At 70.2% G+C, this 15,580-nt stretch carries 18 protein-coding genes; 11 read left to right on the top strand and 7 right to left on the bottom strand.

Annotated features, from left to right (window positions below):
• Positions 1-111: 111 nt before the first annotated feature.
• From ACWDX6_RS18165 to moaA, 3 genes are all read left to right on the top strand, one after another.
• Complete coding sequence (locus tag ACWDX6_RS18165; RefSeq protein WP_451485896.1) at positions 112-486, top strand: DUF485 domain-containing protein; 375 nt, start codon at positions 112-114, stop codon at positions 484-486.
• Positions 483-2,117 (top strand): solute symporter family protein, encoded by a 1,635-nt coding sequence (locus tag ACWDX6_RS18160; protein WP_451485895.1) that lies wholly within the window; start codon positions 483-485, stop codon positions 2,115-2,117. Before ACWDX6_RS18165 ends, ACWDX6_RS18160 begins: the two co-directional genes overlap by 4 nt.
• Before the next feature lie 161 nt (positions 2,118-2,278).
• Complete coding sequence (moaA, locus tag ACWDX6_RS18155; RefSeq protein ID WP_403289586.1) at positions 2,279-3,277, top strand: GTP 3',8-cyclase MoaA; 999 nt, start codon at positions 2,279-2,281, stop codon at positions 3,275-3,277.
• Here the strand turns inward: moaA and ACWDX6_RS18150 are convergent.
• The gene (locus ACWDX6_RS18150) at positions 3,260-3,520 is read right to left on the bottom strand and encodes a hypothetical protein (protein WP_403289587.1); all 261 of its coding nucleotides are present in this window, start codon (positions 3,518-3,520) and stop codon (positions 3,260-3,262) included. The genes moaA and ACWDX6_RS18150 overlap by 18 nt on opposite strands.
• Positions 3,521-3,713: 193 nt before the next feature.
• A complete protein-coding gene (locus ACWDX6_RS18145) occupies positions 3,714-4,046 on the bottom strand; it encodes a DUF3099 domain-containing protein (protein WP_451485894.1) in 333 nt (110 codons plus the stop codon).
• A gap of 184 nt (positions 4,047-4,230) precedes the next feature.
• Between ACWDX6_RS18145 and ACWDX6_RS18140 the strand changes: the two genes are divergently transcribed.
• On the top strand, positions 4,231-4,506 hold the full coding sequence (locus ACWDX6_RS18140) for a GlsB/YeaQ/YmgE family stress response membrane protein (RefSeq protein WP_403289589.1): 276 nt from the start codon (positions 4,231-4,233) through the stop codon (positions 4,504-4,506).
• Positions 4,507-4,609: 103 nt separating this feature from the next.
• On the opposite strand, the gene tyrS is transcribed toward ACWDX6_RS18140, so the two are convergent.
• Genes tyrS through ACWDX6_RS18125 form a run of 3 tightly spaced genes read right to left on the bottom strand, consistent with a single transcriptional unit; the run spans position 4,610 to position 8,841 of the window.
• Complete coding sequence (tyrS, locus tag ACWDX6_RS18135) at positions 4,610-5,875, bottom strand: tyrosine--tRNA ligase (protein WP_451485893.1); 1,266 nt, start codon at positions 5,873-5,875, stop codon at positions 4,610-4,612.
• Positions 5,876-5,929: 54 nt separating this feature from the next.
• On the bottom strand, positions 5,930-7,321 hold the full coding sequence (locus ACWDX6_RS18130) for a metallopeptidase TldD-related protein (protein WP_451485892.1): 1,392 nt from the start codon (positions 7,319-7,321) through the stop codon (positions 5,930-5,932).
• Complete coding sequence (locus tag ACWDX6_RS18125) at positions 7,318-8,841, bottom strand: TldD/PmbA family protein (RefSeq protein ID WP_451485891.1); 1,524 nt, start codon at positions 8,839-8,841, stop codon at positions 7,318-7,320. The genes ACWDX6_RS18130 and ACWDX6_RS18125 overlap by 4 nt, the downstream gene beginning before the upstream one ends.
• A 186-nt stretch (positions 8,842-9,027) precedes the next feature.
• Here ACWDX6_RS18125 and fabG point away from each other — a divergent pair, with 186 nt between their 5' ends.
• From fabG to ACWDX6_RS18110, 3 genes are all read left to right on the top strand, one after another.
• Entirely contained in the window at positions 9,028-9,732 is a 705-nt protein-coding gene (gene fabG, locus ACWDX6_RS18120) for a 3-oxoacyl-[acyl-carrier-protein] reductase (protein WP_365719940.1), read from the top strand.
• 5 nt (positions 9,733-9,737) lie between these two features.
• Positions 9,738-10,523 (top strand): enoyl-ACP reductase FabI, encoded by a 786-nt coding sequence (fabI, locus tag ACWDX6_RS18115; RefSeq protein WP_451485890.1) that lies wholly within the window; start codon positions 9,738-9,740, stop codon positions 10,521-10,523.
• Between the two features lie 161 nt (positions 10,524-10,684).
• On the top strand, positions 10,685-11,092 hold the full coding sequence (locus ACWDX6_RS18110; RefSeq protein ID WP_451485889.1) for a hypothetical protein: 408 nt from the start codon (positions 10,685-10,687) through the stop codon (positions 11,090-11,092).
• On the opposite strand, the gene ACWDX6_RS18105 is transcribed toward ACWDX6_RS18110, so the two are convergent.
• Positions 11,037-11,741 carry a FadR/GntR family transcriptional regulator gene (locus tag ACWDX6_RS18105; RefSeq protein ID WP_451485968.1) on the bottom strand — a complete coding sequence of 235 codons (705 nt, stop codon included), beginning with the start codon at positions 11,739-11,741 and terminating at the stop codon, positions 11,037-11,039. The genes ACWDX6_RS18110 and ACWDX6_RS18105 overlap by 56 nt on opposite strands.
• Before the next feature lie 64 nt (positions 11,742-11,805).
• On the opposite strand from ACWDX6_RS18105, the gene ACWDX6_RS18100 reads away from it, so the two are divergent.
• The 4 genes from ACWDX6_RS18100 (at position 11,806) to ACWDX6_RS18085 (ending at position 14,155) form a co-directional block, all read left to right on the top strand.
• A complete protein-coding gene (locus tag ACWDX6_RS18100) occupies positions 11,806-13,104 on the top strand; it encodes a CynX/NimT family MFS transporter (protein ID WP_451485888.1) in 1,299 nt (432 codons plus the stop codon).
• 17 nt (positions 13,105-13,121) lie between these two features.
• Positions 13,122-13,238: an SGM_5486 family transporter-associated protein gene (locus ACWDX6_RS18095; RefSeq protein WP_451485887.1), complete on the top strand. Its 117-nt coding sequence runs from the start codon at positions 13,122-13,124 to the stop codon at positions 13,236-13,238.
• A gap of 117 nt (positions 13,239-13,355) precedes the next feature.
• Positions 13,356-13,601 (top strand): hypothetical protein, encoded by a 246-nt coding sequence (locus ACWDX6_RS18090; protein WP_451485886.1) that lies wholly within the window; start codon positions 13,356-13,358, stop codon positions 13,599-13,601.
• A gap of 35 nt (positions 13,602-13,636) precedes the next feature.
• Entirely contained in the window at positions 13,637-14,155 is a 519-nt protein-coding gene (locus ACWDX6_RS18085) for a SixA phosphatase family protein (protein ID WP_451485885.1), read from the top strand.
• Between the two features lie 134 nt (positions 14,156-14,289).
• On the opposite strand, the gene serB is transcribed toward ACWDX6_RS18085, so the two are convergent.
• Positions 14,290-15,504, bottom strand: coding sequence for a phosphoserine phosphatase SerB (gene serB, locus ACWDX6_RS18080; protein ID WP_451485884.1), 1,215 nt, complete (start codon positions 15,502-15,504; stop codon positions 14,290-14,292).
• Between the last annotated feature and the right edge of the window lie 76 nt (positions 15,505-15,580).

Genomic DNA, 15,580 nt, shown 5'->3' with positions numbered 1-15,580 from the left:
GCGCTCCGTGCCGTTGTGCAGGGGAGGAGCTCCGTCCGGACCTCCGTTCCCCCAGCCCCAGCGAGGCCCCCTTTGTCCATGCCTACCGCACCCGTACCGCGAGGAGAATCCGTGGCCACCGAAGCACCGCCGCCGCCCCGAGGCGGCTCGGACGCCGACTCCGTCCCCGTCCAGCCCACAACCGAGGCGTTCCTCGAGGTGCAGGAGAGCGCGGAGTTCGGTGAACTGCGCCGCACCTACCGCTCCTTCGCCTTCCCGCTGACGATCGCCTTCATCGCCTGGTACCTGCTGTACGTGCTGCTCTCCAACTACGCGGGCGGCTTCATGGGGACCAAGCTCTTCGGCAACATCAACGTGGCGCTCGTCCTCGGCCTCGGCCAGTTCGCCACCACCTTCCTCATCGCCTGGCTGTACGCGCGGCACGCGGCCGCCCGCCTCGACCCGAAGGCCGAAGCCATCAAGTCCCGTATGGAGGCCGACGCGTGAGCAGCATCTTCGAGACCGTCTCGCTGGCGGCCGAGAACGCCACCAGCGAGCACCGGCCGCTGATCATCGCCCTTTTCGGGGCTTTTGTCGTCGCCACCCTCTTCATTACGGTCTGGGCGGGCCGCCAGACCAAGAGCGCCGCCGACTTCTACGCCGGCGGCCGCCAGTTCACCGGCTTCCAGAACGGCCTCGCGATCTCCGGCGACTACATGTCCGCCGCGTCGTTCCTCGGCATCGCGGGCGCCATCGCCCTCTTCGGCTACGACGGCTTCCTGTACTCCATCGGCTTCCTGGTCGCCTGGCTGGTCGCCCTGCTCCTGGTGGCCGAACCGCTGCGCAACTCCGGCCGGTTCACCATGGGAGACGTGCTGGCCTACCGGATGCGCCAGCGCCCGGTCCGTACCGCCGCCGGCACCTCCACCATCGTCGTCTCGATCTTCTACCTGCTCGCACAGATGGCCGGCGCGGGCGTGCTCGTCTCGCTGCTGCTCGGCATCACCAGCGACGGCGGCAAGGTCGCCATCGTCGCCCTGGTCGGCGTCCTGATGATCGTGTACGTCACCATCGGCGGCATGAAGGGCACCACCTGGGTGCAGATGGTCAAGGCCGTGCTCCTCATCGCGGGCACGCTCCTGATCACCTTCCTCATCCTGCTGAAGTTCAACTTCAACCTCTCCGACCTGCTCGGCGCCGCCGCCACCAACAGCGGCAAGGGCCAGGCGTTCCTGGAGCCCGGCCTCAAGTACGGCGTCTCCGGCATCTCGAAGCTGGACTTCATCTCGCTCGGCGTCGCGCTCGTCCTCGGCACGGCCGGCCTGCCGCACATCCTGATCCGCTTCTACACGGTGCCGACCGCGAAGGCCGCCCGTAAGTCGGTCAACTGGGCCATCGGCATCATCGGCGCCTTCTACCTGATGACCATCGTCCTCGGCTTCGGTGCCGCGGCCCTGCTCAAGAACAGCGACATCATCGCCTCCAACAAGGCGGGCAACACCGCCGCCCCGCTGGCGGCCCTGGAGATCGGCGGAGGCGCCGACTCCACCGGCGGAGCGATCCTGCTCGCGGTCATCTCCGCCGTCGCCTTCGCCACCATCCTCGCCGTGGTCGCCGGACTGACCCTGGCCTCGTCCTCCTCCTTCGCGCACGACATCTACGCCAACGTCATCCGGCGCGGAAAGGCCACGGAGAAGGAGGAGGTCCGCGCCGCCCGCTGGGCGACCGTCCTCATCGGTGTCGTCTCGATCGCGCTCGGCGCCCTCGCCCGCGACCTCAACGTCGCCGGTCTGGTCGCCCTCGCGTTCGCCGTCGCCGCCTCGGCCAACCTGCCGACGATCCTCTACAGCCTCTTCTGGAAGCGGTTCACGACCCAGGGCGCGCTCTGGTCGATCTACGGCGGCCTGGTCTCCTCGGTCGTCCTGGTGCTCTTCTCGCCGGTCGTCTCCGGCAAGCCCACCTCGATGTTCAAGACCGTGGACTTCTACTGGTTCCCGCTGGAGAACCCGGGCCTCGTCTCCATCCCGCTCGGCTTCCTGCTCGGCTGGCTCGGCTCCCTCCTCTCGAAGGAGGGGCCGGACAAGGGCAAGTACGCGGAACTGGAGGTCAAGTCCCTGACCGGTGTCGGAGCGCACTGAATCGTATACGGTACGCGATCACCGGGCGGCCGCGTCGTAGAGTTCTACGACGCGGCCGTGCCGGTCCTCGTGACAATCGTCCATGCTCGTTGTCGGTGGGCTCACGTAGGCTCGGTACATACCGAATCCGCAAATCCGCGAGATGGGGGAGGGGGCCCACAGTGCTCATCGACACCTACGGCCGTGTGGCCACGGACCTTCGTGTCTCGCTCACGGACCGGTGCAATCTGCGCTGCACGTACTGCATGCCCGAGGAGGGCCTGCAGTGGCTGGCCAAGCCCGATCTGCTGACCGACGACGAGATCGTCCGGCTGATACGCATCGCGGTCACCGACCTCGGCATCACCGAGGTCCGCTTCACCGGCGGCGAGCCGCTGCTCCGCCCCGGCCTCGTCGGCATCGTCGAGCGCTGCGCGGCCCTTGAGCCCCGCCCCAAGATGTCCCTGACCACCAACGGCATCGGGCTCAAGCGCACGGCCGCCGCCCTGAAGGCCGCCGGGCTCGACCGGGTCAACGTCTCCCTCGACACGCTGCGGCCCGAGGTCTTCAAGACCCTGACCCGCCGCGACCGCCACCACGACGTCCTGGACGGCATGGCCGCCGCCCGCGACGCCGGGCTCACCCCCGTCAAGGTCAACGCCGTCCTGATGCCCGGCCTCAACGACGACGAGGCCCCCGACCTGCTGGCCTGGGCGGTGGAGAACGCGTACGAAATGCGCTTCATCGAGCAGATGCCGCTCGACGCCCAGCACGGCTGGAAGCGCGACGGGATGATCACCGCAGGGGACATCCTGGAGTCGCTGCGCACCCGCTTCACGCTGACCCCCGAGGGCGCGGAGGAGCGGGGATCGGCGCCCGCCGAGCGCTGGGTCGTCGACGGCGGACCGCACACGGTCGGCGTCATCGCCTCCGTCACCCGCCCGTTCTGCCGGGCCTGCGACCGGACCCGGCTGACGGCCGACGGCCAGGTGCGCACCTGTCTGTTCGCCACCGAGGAGACCGACCTGCGCGCCGCGCTGAGGTCGCAGGGGCCGGAGGGTTCGGACGCCGAGATCGCCCGGATCTGGAAGCTGGCGATGTGGGGAAAGAAGGCCGGTTCCGGTCTCGACGACCCGAGCTTCCTGCAGCCGGAGCGTCCCATGTCAGCGATCGGCGGCTGAACCTCCGGCGTCCGGGCCGCCGCCCGCCGAGTCCCACTCGGCCAGCGGCACGACATCCTTGAGGAACCCTCGTACGCCGAGGAACTGGGAGAGATGCTCGCGGTGCTCCTCGCAGGCGAGCCAGGTCTTGCGGCGCTCCGGCGTGTGCAGCTTGGGATTGTTCCAGGCCAGCACCCACACCGCGGCGACGCGGCAGCCCTTGGCGGAGCAGATCGGGGTCTCGTCACTCACCGGATTGATCACCGGAACATTGTCCACCAAGGGCGATGCCGGGCAGCCACGGGGGGAGCTGCCCGGCATCGGTCCGTCGCTCCGACGGGGGATGCGGAGCGCGTAGGAAGTATGTCACGGGGAGCGGGGTGTGGTGCACCGGAACTTCATGATTGATCTGAGCTTTTCTTGAGCTTTTCAAGCCCATTAATGATCAACTCTGCCGCTACGGGCGGTCCGTCGGCGCTTCCGTGGTGCCGTCCGCAGGCCCGATCGCTGGCCGCGTCGGCGCCGGCACGAAGGTCGGCGGCGGGGACGGCGCGCGCTCCCGGCCGGCGTTGGCGATCACCACGGAGATGTAGGGGAGCAGCCCGCCCAGCACCAGCGCCACGATGGCCACATGCCGCTCCACGTTCCAGAGGACGGCGGCCGCGATGACGGCCAGGGTGCGTACGGACATCGAGATCACATAGCGCCGCTGCCGGCCCCGCACGTCGTCGGCCAGTCCCTGACGGGCCCCGGTGATCCGGAAAACCTCGGTCTCGCCGTGCTTACGCATCGCACACCACCACCCGGCGCTCACGCCGGACTCGCCCCGGTCCGGACCTCACCTCTCCACGGTACGCCCGCCGTCTCGCCCTTCGGCGGCCGGGGCACGTATGGATCAGTCCGACATGCGCCGTACAGCCGATAGACCGAGACTGGGCGGACATGCGCAGAGTGCGCCGCATGAGGAGGCGACCATGAGTTGGTTGTGGGCAATCATCGTGGGTCTGGTCCTCGGTCTGATCGCCAAAGCGATCATTCCCGGGAAGCAGCAGATCCCCCTGTGGCTGACGACCGTTTTCGGCATCATCGGCAGTGTTCTCGGCAATTCCGTCGCGACCTGGATCGGGGTCAACGACACCAAGGGCATCGACTGGACACGCCATCTGCTCCAGCTCATCGGCGCGGTGGCCGTCGTGGGCGTGGGCGACATGCTGTGGGCTTCGATCAGAGGCAACAAACGGCGCGCGTGACACCGCACGCACGACGGCGGCCCGGCACACGTCGCGCGACGTGTACCGGGCCGCCCTCGCGCCCAGCCGTGCCCGGGGCTGACGCCCGCCGGACAGAAAGACCCTAGGCGCCGACCTCGATCGCCGCCAGGTTCTTCTTGCCCCGGCGCAGCAGCAGCCAGCGGCCGTGCAGCAGCTCGTCCGCCGACACCTCGGCGTCCTCGGCGGTGACCTTCACGTTGTTCACGTACGCCCCGCCCTCCTTCACCGTCCGGCGCGCGGCCGACTTGCTCGGCGCCAGACCGACCTCGGTGAACAGGTCCACGACCTGGCCGAGCTCCGCCACGCGCGCGTGCGGCAGCTCCGACAGCGCCGCGGCGAGCGTGGCCTCGTCCAGTTCGGCCAGGTCGCCTTGCCCGAACAGCGCCTTCGAGGCGTTGATGACGGCCGCGCACTGCTCGGCTCCGTGCACCAGCGTCGTCAGCTCCTCGGCGAGGGCCCGCTGAGCCGTACGGGCCTGCGGCCGCTCGGCCGTGACCTTCTCCAGCTCCTCGAGCTCCGCGACGGACTTGAAGGACAGGATCCGCATGTACTTCGAGATGTCCCGGTCGTCCACGTTCAGCCAGAACTGGTAGAACGCGTACGGCGTCGTCATCTCCGGGTCCAGCCAGACGGCCCCGCCCTCGGTCTTGCCGAACTTGGTGCCGTCCGCCTTCGTCATCAGCGGCGTCGCCAGCGCGTGCACGACCGCGTCCGGCTCCAGCCGGTGGATCAGATCCAGGCCGGCCGTGAGGTTGCCCCACTGGTCGCTGCCGCCCTGCTGCAGCACACAGCCGTAGCGCCGGTACAGCTCCAGGAAGTCCATGCCCTGCAGCAGCTGGTAGCTGAACTCGGTGTAGCTGATGCCCTGCTCGGACTCCAGGCGCCGGGCGACCGAGTCCTTGGTCAGCATCTTGTTGACCCGGAAGTGCTTGCCGATGTCCCGCAGGAACTCGATCGCCGACATCCCGGCGGTCCAGTCCAGGTTGTTCACCATGACCGCGGCGTTCTCCCCCTCGAAGGAGAGGAACGGCTCGATCTGCGTCCGGAGCCGGTTCACCCAGTTCGCGACCGTCTCCGGGTCGTTCAGGGTGCGCTCGGCCGTCGGCCGCGGGTCACCGATCTGACCGGTGGCCCCGCCGACCAGCGCCAGCGGCCGGTGGCCGGCCTGCTGGAGCCGGCGGACGGTGAGCACCTGGACCAGGTGGCCGACGTGGAGACTGGCCGCGGTCGGGTCGAACCCGCAATAGAACGTGACGGGACCGTCCGCGAGAGCCTTGCGCAATGCGTCCTCGTCAGTGGACTGGGCGAACAGCCCACGCCACTTCAGCTCGTCGACGATGTCCGTCACGGTCGTCCGTCTCCTCGGGTCGAATGGGGGTCGTGCTCCCTCAGTCTATGGGGGTCACACGCCCTTGCTGACCGAGCTCATGTTGAAGTCCGGCACCCGCAGCGCGGGCATCGCCGCCCTGGTGAACCAGTCGCCCCACTCGCGCGGCAGCGTCTTCTCCGTCCGCCCCGCCTCCGACGCCCGCGACAGCAGGTCCACCGGCGACTCGTTGAACCGGAAGTTGTTCACCTCGCCGACCACCTCGCCGTTCTCGACCAGGTAGACGCCGTCCCGGGTCAGCCCGGTCAGCAGCAGCGTGGCCGGATCGACCTCGCGGATGTACCAGAGGCAGGTCAGCAGCAGCCCGCGCTCGGTGGCGGCCACCATCTCGTCCAGCGAGCGCTCGTCGCCGCCCTCCAGGATCAGGTTCCCGGCCCCGGGAGCCAGCGGCAGCCGGGTCAGCCCCGCCGTGTGCCGGGTGGTGATCAGGTGCTCCAGCCGGCCCTCACGGACCCAGTCCGTGTGCGAGACCGGCAGACCGTTGTCGAAGACGGAGGAGTCGTCGCTCGACGAGTGCGCGATGACGAACGGCGCGGACTCCAGACCGGGCTCGTTCGGGTCGCTGCGCAGGGTCAGCGGCAGCGGTGAGAGCTTCTCGCCGAGACGGGTCCCGCCGCCCGGCTTGGAGAAGACCGTACGGCCCTCCACCGCGTCCCGGGCCGTCGAGGACCACAGCTGGTAGATCAGCAGGTCCGCCACGGCCGTCGGCGGCAGCAGCGTCTCGTACCGCCCGGCGGGCAGCTCGATCCTGCGCTCCGCCCAGCCCAGCCGCTTGGCCAGGTCGGCGTCGAGCGCCCCCGGGTCGACGTCCTTGAAGTCCCGCGTCGCACGCCCGGCCCACGCGGACCGCGAGCGGTCGGGCGACTTGGCGTTGAGCTCCAGGGTGCCGTTGGGCTGGTCGTGCCGCAGCCGCAGCCCCGTCGACGTACCGAGGTACGTCGAGGTCATCTGGTGGTGGGCGAAGCCGTACAGCTCGCGGCCGCCGGTCCGGGCCCGGGCGAACGCCTCGCCGAGCGCGGGCGCGAAGTCCGTGAAGACGGCGGAGGTCGTCTCGGCCGGCGCGTCCGTGAAGTCGGGGGACGCGTCGATGCCCTCCACCAGGGGCTGCGCGTCCTCGGCGGGCCCGGCGCCCCGGGCGGCGGCCTCGGCGGCCCGCACCAGCGGCTCCAGATCGTCGACGGTCACCGCGGAGCGCGAGACGACACCGGACGAGGTGCCCTGCGCCCCGTCGACGGTCGCGATGACGGTGAGCGTCCGCCCGCGGGTGACGCCGTTGGTGGTCAGCGCGTTGCCGGCCCAGCGCAGATTGGCGGAGGACTCCTCGTCGGCGATCACGACACACCCGTCGGCCCGGGACAGCTCAAGAGCCCGCTCGACGATCTCGTACGGCTTGCTGACGCGGCTCATCGACCGGCCTCCTGCGTCGTGTTAAGGATGTTGACACCGCGGAAGAGCGCCGAGGGGCAGCCGTGCGAGACCGCCGCGACCTGGCCCGGCTGGGCCTTGCCGCAGTTGAACGCGCCGCCCAGGACGTACGTCTGCGGGCCGCCGACCTGCTCCATCGAGCCCCAGAACTCCGTCGTCGTCGCCTGGTACGCGACGTCCCGCAGCTGTCCCGTCAGCCGGCCGTTCTCGATGCGGAAGAACCGCTGCCCGGTGAACTGGAAGTTGTAGCGCTGCATGTCGATCGACCACGAACGGTCTCCGACCACGTAGACACCGCGCTCGACACCGCCGATCAGATCCTCCGTGGAGAGCCCGCCCGGATCCGGCTGCAGCGAGACGTTCGCCATCCGCTGCACCGGCACGTGCCCGGGGGAGTCGGCGAAGGCGCAGCCGTTCGACCGGCCGAGCCCCGTGAGCTTCGCGATCCGCCGGTCCAGCTGGTAACCGACGAGCGTGCCGTCCTTCACCAGGTCCCAGCGCTGCGCCTCGACGCCCTCGTCGTCGTACCCGATCGTCGCGAGTCCGTGCTCGGCGGTGCGGTCACCGGTCACGTTCATGATCGAGGAGCCGTACGCCAGCTTCCCCAGCTGGTCGAAGGTGGCGAACGAGGTCCCGGCGTACGCCGCCTCGTACCCCAGTGCCCGGTCCAGCTCGGTGGCGTGGCCGATCGACTCGTGGATGGTCAGCCAGAGGTTCGACGGGTCGACGACCAGGTCGTACGTCCCCGGCTGCACGCTCGGCGCCCGCATCTTCTCCGCGAGCAGCTCCGGGATCCGCTCCAGCTCCGCGTCCCAGTCCCAGCCGGTGCCGGTCAGGTACTCCCAGCCACGGCCGACCGGCGGCGCGATCGTCCGCATCGAGTCGAACTCGCCGGTCGTCTCGTCGACCGCGACGGCCGTGAGCTGCGGGTGCAGCCGGACGCGCTGCTGGGTGGTGACGGTCCCCGCCGTGTCCGCGTAGAACTTGTTCTCATGGACGGTCAGCAGCGACGCGTCCACGTGCGCCACCCCCTCCGCCCGCAGCAGCCGGTCGCTCCACTCGGCGAGCAGCCCGCTCTTGTCGGCGTCGGGCACGTTGAAGGGGTTGATCTCGTACGAGGAGATCCAGGTCTTCTCGGCGTGCACCGGCTCCTCGGCGAGCTCCACACGCTCGTCCGACCCGGCCGCCGCGATGACCTTCGCGGAGAGCTTGGCCATGGCGACCGCCTGCGAGGCGACCCGCGCGGCCCCGTCCATGGTCAGATCGACCCCGGAGGCGAACCCCCAGGCCCCGCCGTGGACCACCCGCACCGCGTAGCCGAGGTCCGTGATGTCCGAGGAACCGGAGGGCTTGGCGTCCCGCAGCCGCCAGGAGGCGCTGCGGACCCGCTCCAGACGGAAGTCGGCATGCTCGGAGCCGAGGGCACGCGCGCGTGCGAGCGCCGCGTCGGCGAGCGCCCGCAGCGGCAGTGCCGTGAAGGCCGCGTCGATGGAATGAGGCACGAATGTCTCCTGTCGTATGAGACCGGTCGCCCCCGATCATGTCGCGCTTTCGTCCGTGATGCCCAGAGGTTTCTGTAGGGACCCGACAGCGGCATGCGGAAGCCACTGTCAGGGCCCGATTCTTCGCGCAAGGGGCTGGACCGATAGGTTTTCGACGTACCACACCGCTATCGAAAGGGTGATCCGTTGAGCCGCTCGGTTCTCGTCACCGGAGGAAACCGGGGCATCGGCCTCGCCATCGCCCGCGCGTTCGCCGAGGCCGGCGACAAGGTCGCGGTCACGTACCGGTCCGGAGAGCCGCCGGCCGGCTTCCTGGCCGTCAAGTGCGACATCACCGACGCCGAGCAGGTGGAGCAGGCGTACAAGGAGATCGAGGAGAAGCACGGCCCGGTGGAGGTGCTGGTGGCCAACGCCGGCGTCACCAAGGACCAGCTGCTCATGCGGATGTCCGAGGAGGACTTCACCTCCGTCCTCGACACCAACCTCACCGGCACCTTCCGGGTCGTCAAGCGTGCCAACCGCGGCATGCTGCGCGCCAAGAAGGGCCGCGTCGTCCTGATCTCCTCGGTCGTCGGACTCCTCGGCTCGGCGGGGCAGGCCAACTACGCCGCCTCCAAGGCCGGCCTGGTCGGCTTCGCCCGCTCCCTGGCCCGCGAGCTCGGCTCGCGCAACATCACGTTCAATGTCGTCGCGCCCGGCTTTGTCGACACCGACATGACCAAGGTGCTCACCGAGGAGCAGCGCAAGGGCATCGTGTCCCAGGTGCCGCTGGGCCGCTACGCGCAGCCCGAGGAGATCGCCGCCACGGTGAGGTTCCTGGCCTCCGACGACGCTTCGTACATCACTGGAGCCGTCATCCCGGTTGACGGCGGATTGGGCATGGGGCACTGACACCTATGACGAACACTGGCGGAATCCTCGAGGGCAAGCGCATCCTCATCACCGGTGTGCTGATGGAGTCCTCCATCGCCTTCCACACCGCGAAGCTGGCGCAGGAGCAGGGCGCGGAGATCATCCTCACCGCCTGGCCGCGTCCGTCGCTGACCGAGCGCATCGCCAAGAAGCTCCCCAAGCCCGAGAATGTCAAGGTCCTTGAGCTCGACGTCTCCAACGACGAGCACCTCGCGCGCCTGGAGGGGCAGGTCCGCGAGCACCTGGGCGACCGGCTCGACGGCATCGTCCACTCGATCGGCTTCGCCCCGCAGGACGCGCTCGGCGGCAACTTCCTCAACACGCCGTTCGAGTCCGTCGCCACGGCCATGCACGTCTCCGCCTTCTCGCTGAAGTCGCTGACGACGTCGCTGCTGCCGCTGATGACCGAGGGCGGCTCCATCGTCGGCCTCACCTTCGACGCGCAGTACGCCTGGCCGCAGTACGACTGGATGGGCCCGGCCAAGGCGGCCCTGGAGGCCACGAGCCGCTACATGGCCCGTGACCTGGGCAAGCAGAACATCCGCTGCAACTTGATCTCGGCGGGTCCGATCGGCTCGATGGCCGCCAAGTCGATCCCCGGCTTCTCGGAGCTCGCCGCGGTCTGGGACAGCCGCTCCCCGCTGGAGTGGAACCTGGCCGACCCGGAGCCGGCCGGCAAGGGCGTCGTCGCGCTCCTGTCCGACTGGTTCCCGAAGACGACCGGTGAGATCGTCCACGTCGACGGCGGTCTGCACGCCATCGGCGCGTGACGCGACAGCTGTGAGAAGGCCGGGTGCCCGTCCCCATGAGGGGGGCGGGCACCCGGCCTTCGTCGTCGCCCGGTTCCGCTCCCGAGTCGAAAAGTCCGCCGAATCCCCTCAGACTGGGCAGAGCGTGACATTCCGGCTACGGGTGGGGAGGAGGTACGGGCATGCGCGCGCCGCACCGCAGGGCCGCCGCGATCGTCTCGGCCGCCGCACTGTTCACCGGGCTCGCCGTCGCCGCCGAGGTCCGCGCCGCTCCGGTCCCGACCGACGACCCGTTCACGGTCACCGTCGCCGAGCGGCCCGACACCTTCGGGGCCTCGTGCCGTGCCGTCGTCCAGGGCTCGCGCGTCACCGCGTACTGCCACAACCCCTTCCCGGAGACCGACCGCGTCCGGCTGCACGTCGAGTGCGCGCGCTGGTGGGACGTGGACACCGACAGCGCCCCCGTCGACGTCGCCCCCACCGCCTTCGCCCAGGTGACCGGCCGCTGCTGGAAGGAGGTCCGGGCCGCCTGGATCACCCATCAACCGGCCGGGAGCCCTGAGCGGCCTCGGGGCGCCGGAGGCACATGAACGGGTACCCGGCGGCCTCCGTCGCCGCGTTCTCCGCCTCGCCGTCCCGGATGGCCTCCACCAGTCGCGCGTGGTCCATGTGGTGCTCCGGCCGCAGCTCCTGCCCCACGTCGTCGCGCAGCCACTCCCGCAGCACATGCCCGAGGTCGGCGTAGAGCTCGGTGAGGACGTCGTTGTGCGAGGCGACCACGACCGCGTGGTGGAACGCCGCGTCCGCCGTCACGAACCGTTCCGCGTCGCCCGAGGCCCAGGCCTCCTCGCGCCCGGCCAGCAGCGTGTCCAGCTGCTTCATGTCCCGGTCGGTGCGCCGCCGCGCCGCGAACCGGGCCGCCGCGGACTCCAGCGTCGAGCGGAGTTCCGCGATGTGCCGCGGGTCGGAGCCGGCGAACCGGCGGTGCATGACCCCGGCGAGTTCGCTCGTGGCGACCACGTAGGTGCCGGAGCCCTGCCGGATGTCGAGAAGGCCGTTGTGGGCGAGCGCGCGGACCGCCTCCCGGACGGTGTTGCGGGCCACGCCCAGCTGCTCGACGAGTTCCGGCTCGGTCGGAATCCGTGATCCGACCGGCCACTCGCCGGAGGTGATCTGGTTCCGCAGCTCGGTGATCACCTGATCGGAGAGCCCGGACCGCCGGGGAGTGCCGAGCGCCATGACGTACCTTCCGTAGGGTTCCAGATTGGACAACCAATCATCCTATGATTCTATGATGGCTTCCATGTCTGACGAGCCGCACACCCTGACGACACCCGCAGCAGCACCCGCGCGTGCCTCCTCACCGGCCACCGGAGGGAATTCTTCCGTACCGGACAGGCCCGCCCTCTGGATCACCCGGCTCGTCCTCGTCGGACTCGTCCTCGCGGCGCTCAACCTCCGCCCCGCCATCACCAGCCTCGGCGCCCTCCTCGAAGAGGTCCGCGACGGTCTCCACATGAGCGGCAGCGTCGCCGGGGTCCTCACCTCCGTGCCCCCGCTCTGCTTCGCGATCTTCGGCATCACCGCCCCGCGACTCGCCCGCCGCTTCGGCCCCGCCGCCGTCGTCTGCGCCGGCATGGCCGCGATCCTCGCCGGCCTCGCCGTCCGCCCCTTCGCCACCGGCACCGTCGGCTTCCTCGCCGCCAGCGCCCTCGCCCTCATGGGCATCGCCGTCAGCAACGTCCTGATGCCGGTCATCGTCAAGCGGTACTTCCCGGGCCGTGTCGGCACCATCACCGGCCTCTACTCCATGGCCCTCGCCATGGGCACCTCCCTGGCCGCCGCCGCGACCGTGCCCATGACCCAGGCCATGGGCGGCGATTGGCGCACCGGCCTCGGCGTCTGGGCGGGTCTCGCCGCCCTCGCCGTCCTGCCCTGGATCCCCCTGCTGCGCGACCGCGGCACGGGTGGGCCGGCCCCTCGCCTCCCCGCCCAGGCCGGGCCGGCGACGCAGGCCCCGCCGCTCCGGATCACCCGCAGCCGCACCGCCTGGGCCCTCGGCGTCTTCTTCGGCCTCCAGGCCACCGGCGCGTACATCACCATGGGCTGGATGCCGCAGATCTTCCGCGACGCGGGCGTCCCGGCGGGCACGGCCGGTGTGCTCCTCGCCGTCACGATGGTGATGGGTGTGCCGCTCGCGTTCGTCATTCCCCGCCTCGCCGGCCGGCTCAAGAACCAGGGCCCGATCGCCGTCGCCCTGGGCCTGTGCGGCCTCGGCGGCTACACCGGCCTCTACCTGGCGCCCGCCGGCGGCGCCTGGATCTGGGCCGTGCTCCTCGGCGTCTCCAACTGCGCCTTCCCGCTCGCCCTCACCATGATCGGCATGCGGGCGCGCACCGGTGCCGGCGTGGTCCGGCTCTCCGCCTTCGCCCAGAGCGTCGGCTACCTCCTCTCCATCCCCGGACCCCTCCTGGTCGGCGTCCTCTACCAGCACAGCGGCGGCTGGGGCCTGCCCATCGCGCTGATGGCGGGGCTGATGCTCCCCCAGATGGTCGTCGGCACCCTCGCCGGCAGGGACCGGACGGTCGAGGACGAATGCTGAGATGCGAGACTGGCCCCATGCCAGTGCTCGACCCGAATCCCCAGAACGGCCAGAAGAAGCTCCTCATCGTGCTCGGCGCGATGCTGGGCATCACGGTCCTCATCGCCATCGTCGCCTCGATCGCCTCACCCTGAGGAAATCGCCCCACCTGAGATAGGGAGGGTGGGGACAACCCCCCTCCCCCTAGGGGGTGACTCTCAGGGTGAAGTGGGTGGATCACCCGATGGGCCCGCCCGCCCTTGATCCGTACGTTGGAGACATCGCAGCGGATCACCCTTTCCACGGAGGCGGCCATGTCGGCCCGTACGCACCCCAGCACCCGCAGCACTGCGGCCGGCCTCGACACCCGGCTGCCCTGGTGGGCCCTCGCCCTCCCCGTGGCCGCGTTCACCGTCCTCTTCCTGCTCATAGCGAGCCCCGGAAAGACCCACACGATCGGCGGCGACCCGGCGGTCGGACACGTCCTGCGGCAGATCCAGCAAACGCTCTCTCTCTGAGTCGACGCGCACCGATTCATGGGAAGCTGGAGCGCATGAGCGTCGATACACCCCGCAGGATCGTGCTGCTCCGGCACGCCAAGGCCGACTGGCCCCAGGTGTCCGATCACGAGCGACCGCTCGCCGAGCGCGGCCGCACGGACGCCCCCGTGGCGGGCCGCAGGATCGCCGAGACCGGGATCTCCTTCGATCTGGCCCTCTGTTCGACCGCCGTCAGAACCCGCGAAACCTGGAAACTGGCCGTGCACGAGCTCCCGCACCGCCCCAGGACCGTGTACGAGGAGCGGCTGTACGAAGCATCGCTCGGTGAACTCATCGCCCTGCTCAACGAGACACCCGAGGACGTGAACGACCTCCTCGTCATCGGGCACAACCCCGGAATGCACGCGCTCTCCGACGCCCTCGCGGGCTCGGCCGAGGGCGACACACGAGCCCGGATGAACCGGGGCGGATTCCCCACCGCCGCCTTCGCCGTCGTCGGCTTCAACGGCTCATGGAAGTCCCTGGAGCACGGCGTCGGCACCCTGCTCGAGTACTGGGCCCCGCACGACTAGGGTCTTTCGTTCGGAGCATGCCGGATCAGGGCCTCCCGTACCCCTGATCTCCGTACCGCGCGCGTGCGGCACGACAAGGGCCCGGTCACCGCTCGGTGACCGGGCCCTCCGCCCCAGGCGTGGCGTACGCGGGGTCAGTGCAGCAGGTCCTCGCCGCCGTCCGCCGCCTCGACCTCCTCGCGGGTGATCCCGAGCAGATAGAGCACGGTGTCGAGGAAGGGCACGTTCACGGCGGTGTGGGCCGCCTTGCGGACGACCGGCTTGGCGTTGAACGCCACACCCAGCCCGGCCGCGTTCAGCATGTCCAGATCGTTGGCGCCGTCGCCGATCGCCACCGTCTGCGCCAGCGGCACACCCGCCTCCAGCGCGAACCGGCGCAGCAGCCGCGCCTTGCCCGCCCGGTCGACGATCTCGCCCGTGACCCGGCCGGTGAGCTTGCCGTCCACGATCTCCAGGGTGTTCGCCGAGGCGAAGTCGAGCCCCAGCCGCTCCTTGAGGTCATCGGTGACCTGGGTGAACCCACCCGAGACGACACCGACCTGGTAGCCGAGCCGCTTGAGCGTACGGATCAGGGTGCGGGCACCGGGAGTGAGCCGCACCTCGGCACGGACCTTGTCCACCACGGAGGCGTCGAGCCCGGCCAGCAGCGCCACCCGCGCGTGGAGCGACTGCTCGAAGTCCAGCTCGCCGCGCATCGCCGCCTCGGTGACCTCGGCGACCTTGTCCTCGCAGCCCGCGTGCGCCGCGAACAGCTCGATCACCTCGTCCTGGATGAGCGTCGAGTCGACGTCCATCACCACCAGACGCTGGGCGCGGCGGTGCAGCCCGGCGGAGACGACCGCCACGTCCACGCCGATGTGGTGCGCCTGGGGGGCGAGCGCGGTGCGCAGCGGCTCCGTCTCACAGCCCGAGACCGCGAACTCGACCGCCGTCACCGGATACTTCGCGAGCCGGAAGATCCGGTCGATGTTGCCGCCGGTCTCGGTGATCCTGGCCGCTATGGCGGCCGTGGCCTCGGCCGTCAGCGGGTGCCCGAGCACGGTGACGTGGGACCGCCCACTACCGCGCGGACGGTTGTCACCGGTGCCGGAGATGATCTCGGCCTGGAGCCTCAGCGACTCGGCCCAGCTGTGCACGGTGGCTCGCAGCTCCCCCTGGGAGGCGACGGTCGGCTCGGTGACGAGCGCGCACAGCACGAGGCGGCCGCGGGACACGACCTGCTCGATGTCCACGACGTCGACGGAGTAGGCGGCGAGGGTGTCGAAGAGCCCGGCGGTGATCCCGGGACGGTCCTTCCCGAAGATCTTGACGAGAAGGGTGGGAACGTCTGAGGTCTGCGATGCGCTCATGGTGGTTCCACCGTATCGGGCACGGGGTGCCACCAGCCTCCCCGTCCCGCGTACCGGACACCCCGGCCGGTGCCCT

This window comes from Streptomyces sp. NPDC003027 (assembly GCF_053591435.1).
The sequence above is the reverse complement of the archived record's forward strand: the minus strand, read 5'-3'. Positions and strand labels throughout refer to the sequence as shown.

Excerpts from the sequence above, each read along its gene's own strand:
- ACWDX6_RS18130 (WP_451485892.1), bottom strand. The coding sequence starts at position 7,321 with ATGAGCCGCGTCAGCAAGCCGTACGAGATCGTCGAGCGGGCTCTTGAG.
- ACWDX6_RS18145 (WP_451485894.1), bottom strand. The coding sequence starts at position 4,046 with ATGCGTAAGCACGGCGAGACCGAGGTTTTCCGGATCACCGGGGCCCGT.
- ACWDX6_RS18110 (WP_451485889.1), top strand. The coding sequence starts at position 10,685 with ATGCGCGCGCCGCACCGCAGGGCCGCCGCGATCGTCTCGGCCGCCGCA.
- ACWDX6_RS18105 (WP_451485968.1), bottom strand. The coding sequence starts at position 11,741 with ATGGCGCTCGGCACTCCCCGGCGGTCCGGGCTCTCCGATCAGGTGATC.
- serB (WP_451485884.1), bottom strand. The coding sequence starts at position 15,504 with ATGAGCGCATCGCAGACCTCAGACGTTCCCACCCTTCTCGTCAAGATC.
- ACWDX6_RS18100 (WP_451485888.1), top strand. The coding sequence starts at position 11,806 with ATGTCTGACGAGCCGCACACCCTGACGACACCCGCAGCAGCACCCGCG.
- ACWDX6_RS18085 (WP_451485885.1), top strand. The coding sequence starts at position 13,637 with ATGAGCGTCGATACACCCCGCAGGATCGTGCTGCTCCGGCACGCCAAG.
- fabI (WP_451485890.1), top strand. The coding sequence starts at position 9,738 with ATGACGAACACTGGCGGAATCCTCGAGGGCAAGCGCATCCTCATCACC.
- ACWDX6_RS18095 (WP_451485887.1), top strand. The coding sequence starts at position 13,122 with ATGCCAGTGCTCGACCCGAATCCCCAGAACGGCCAGAAGAAGCTCCTC.
- ACWDX6_RS18140 (WP_403289589.1), top strand. The coding sequence starts at position 4,231 with ATGAGTTGGTTGTGGGCAATCATCGTGGGTCTGGTCCTCGGTCTGATC.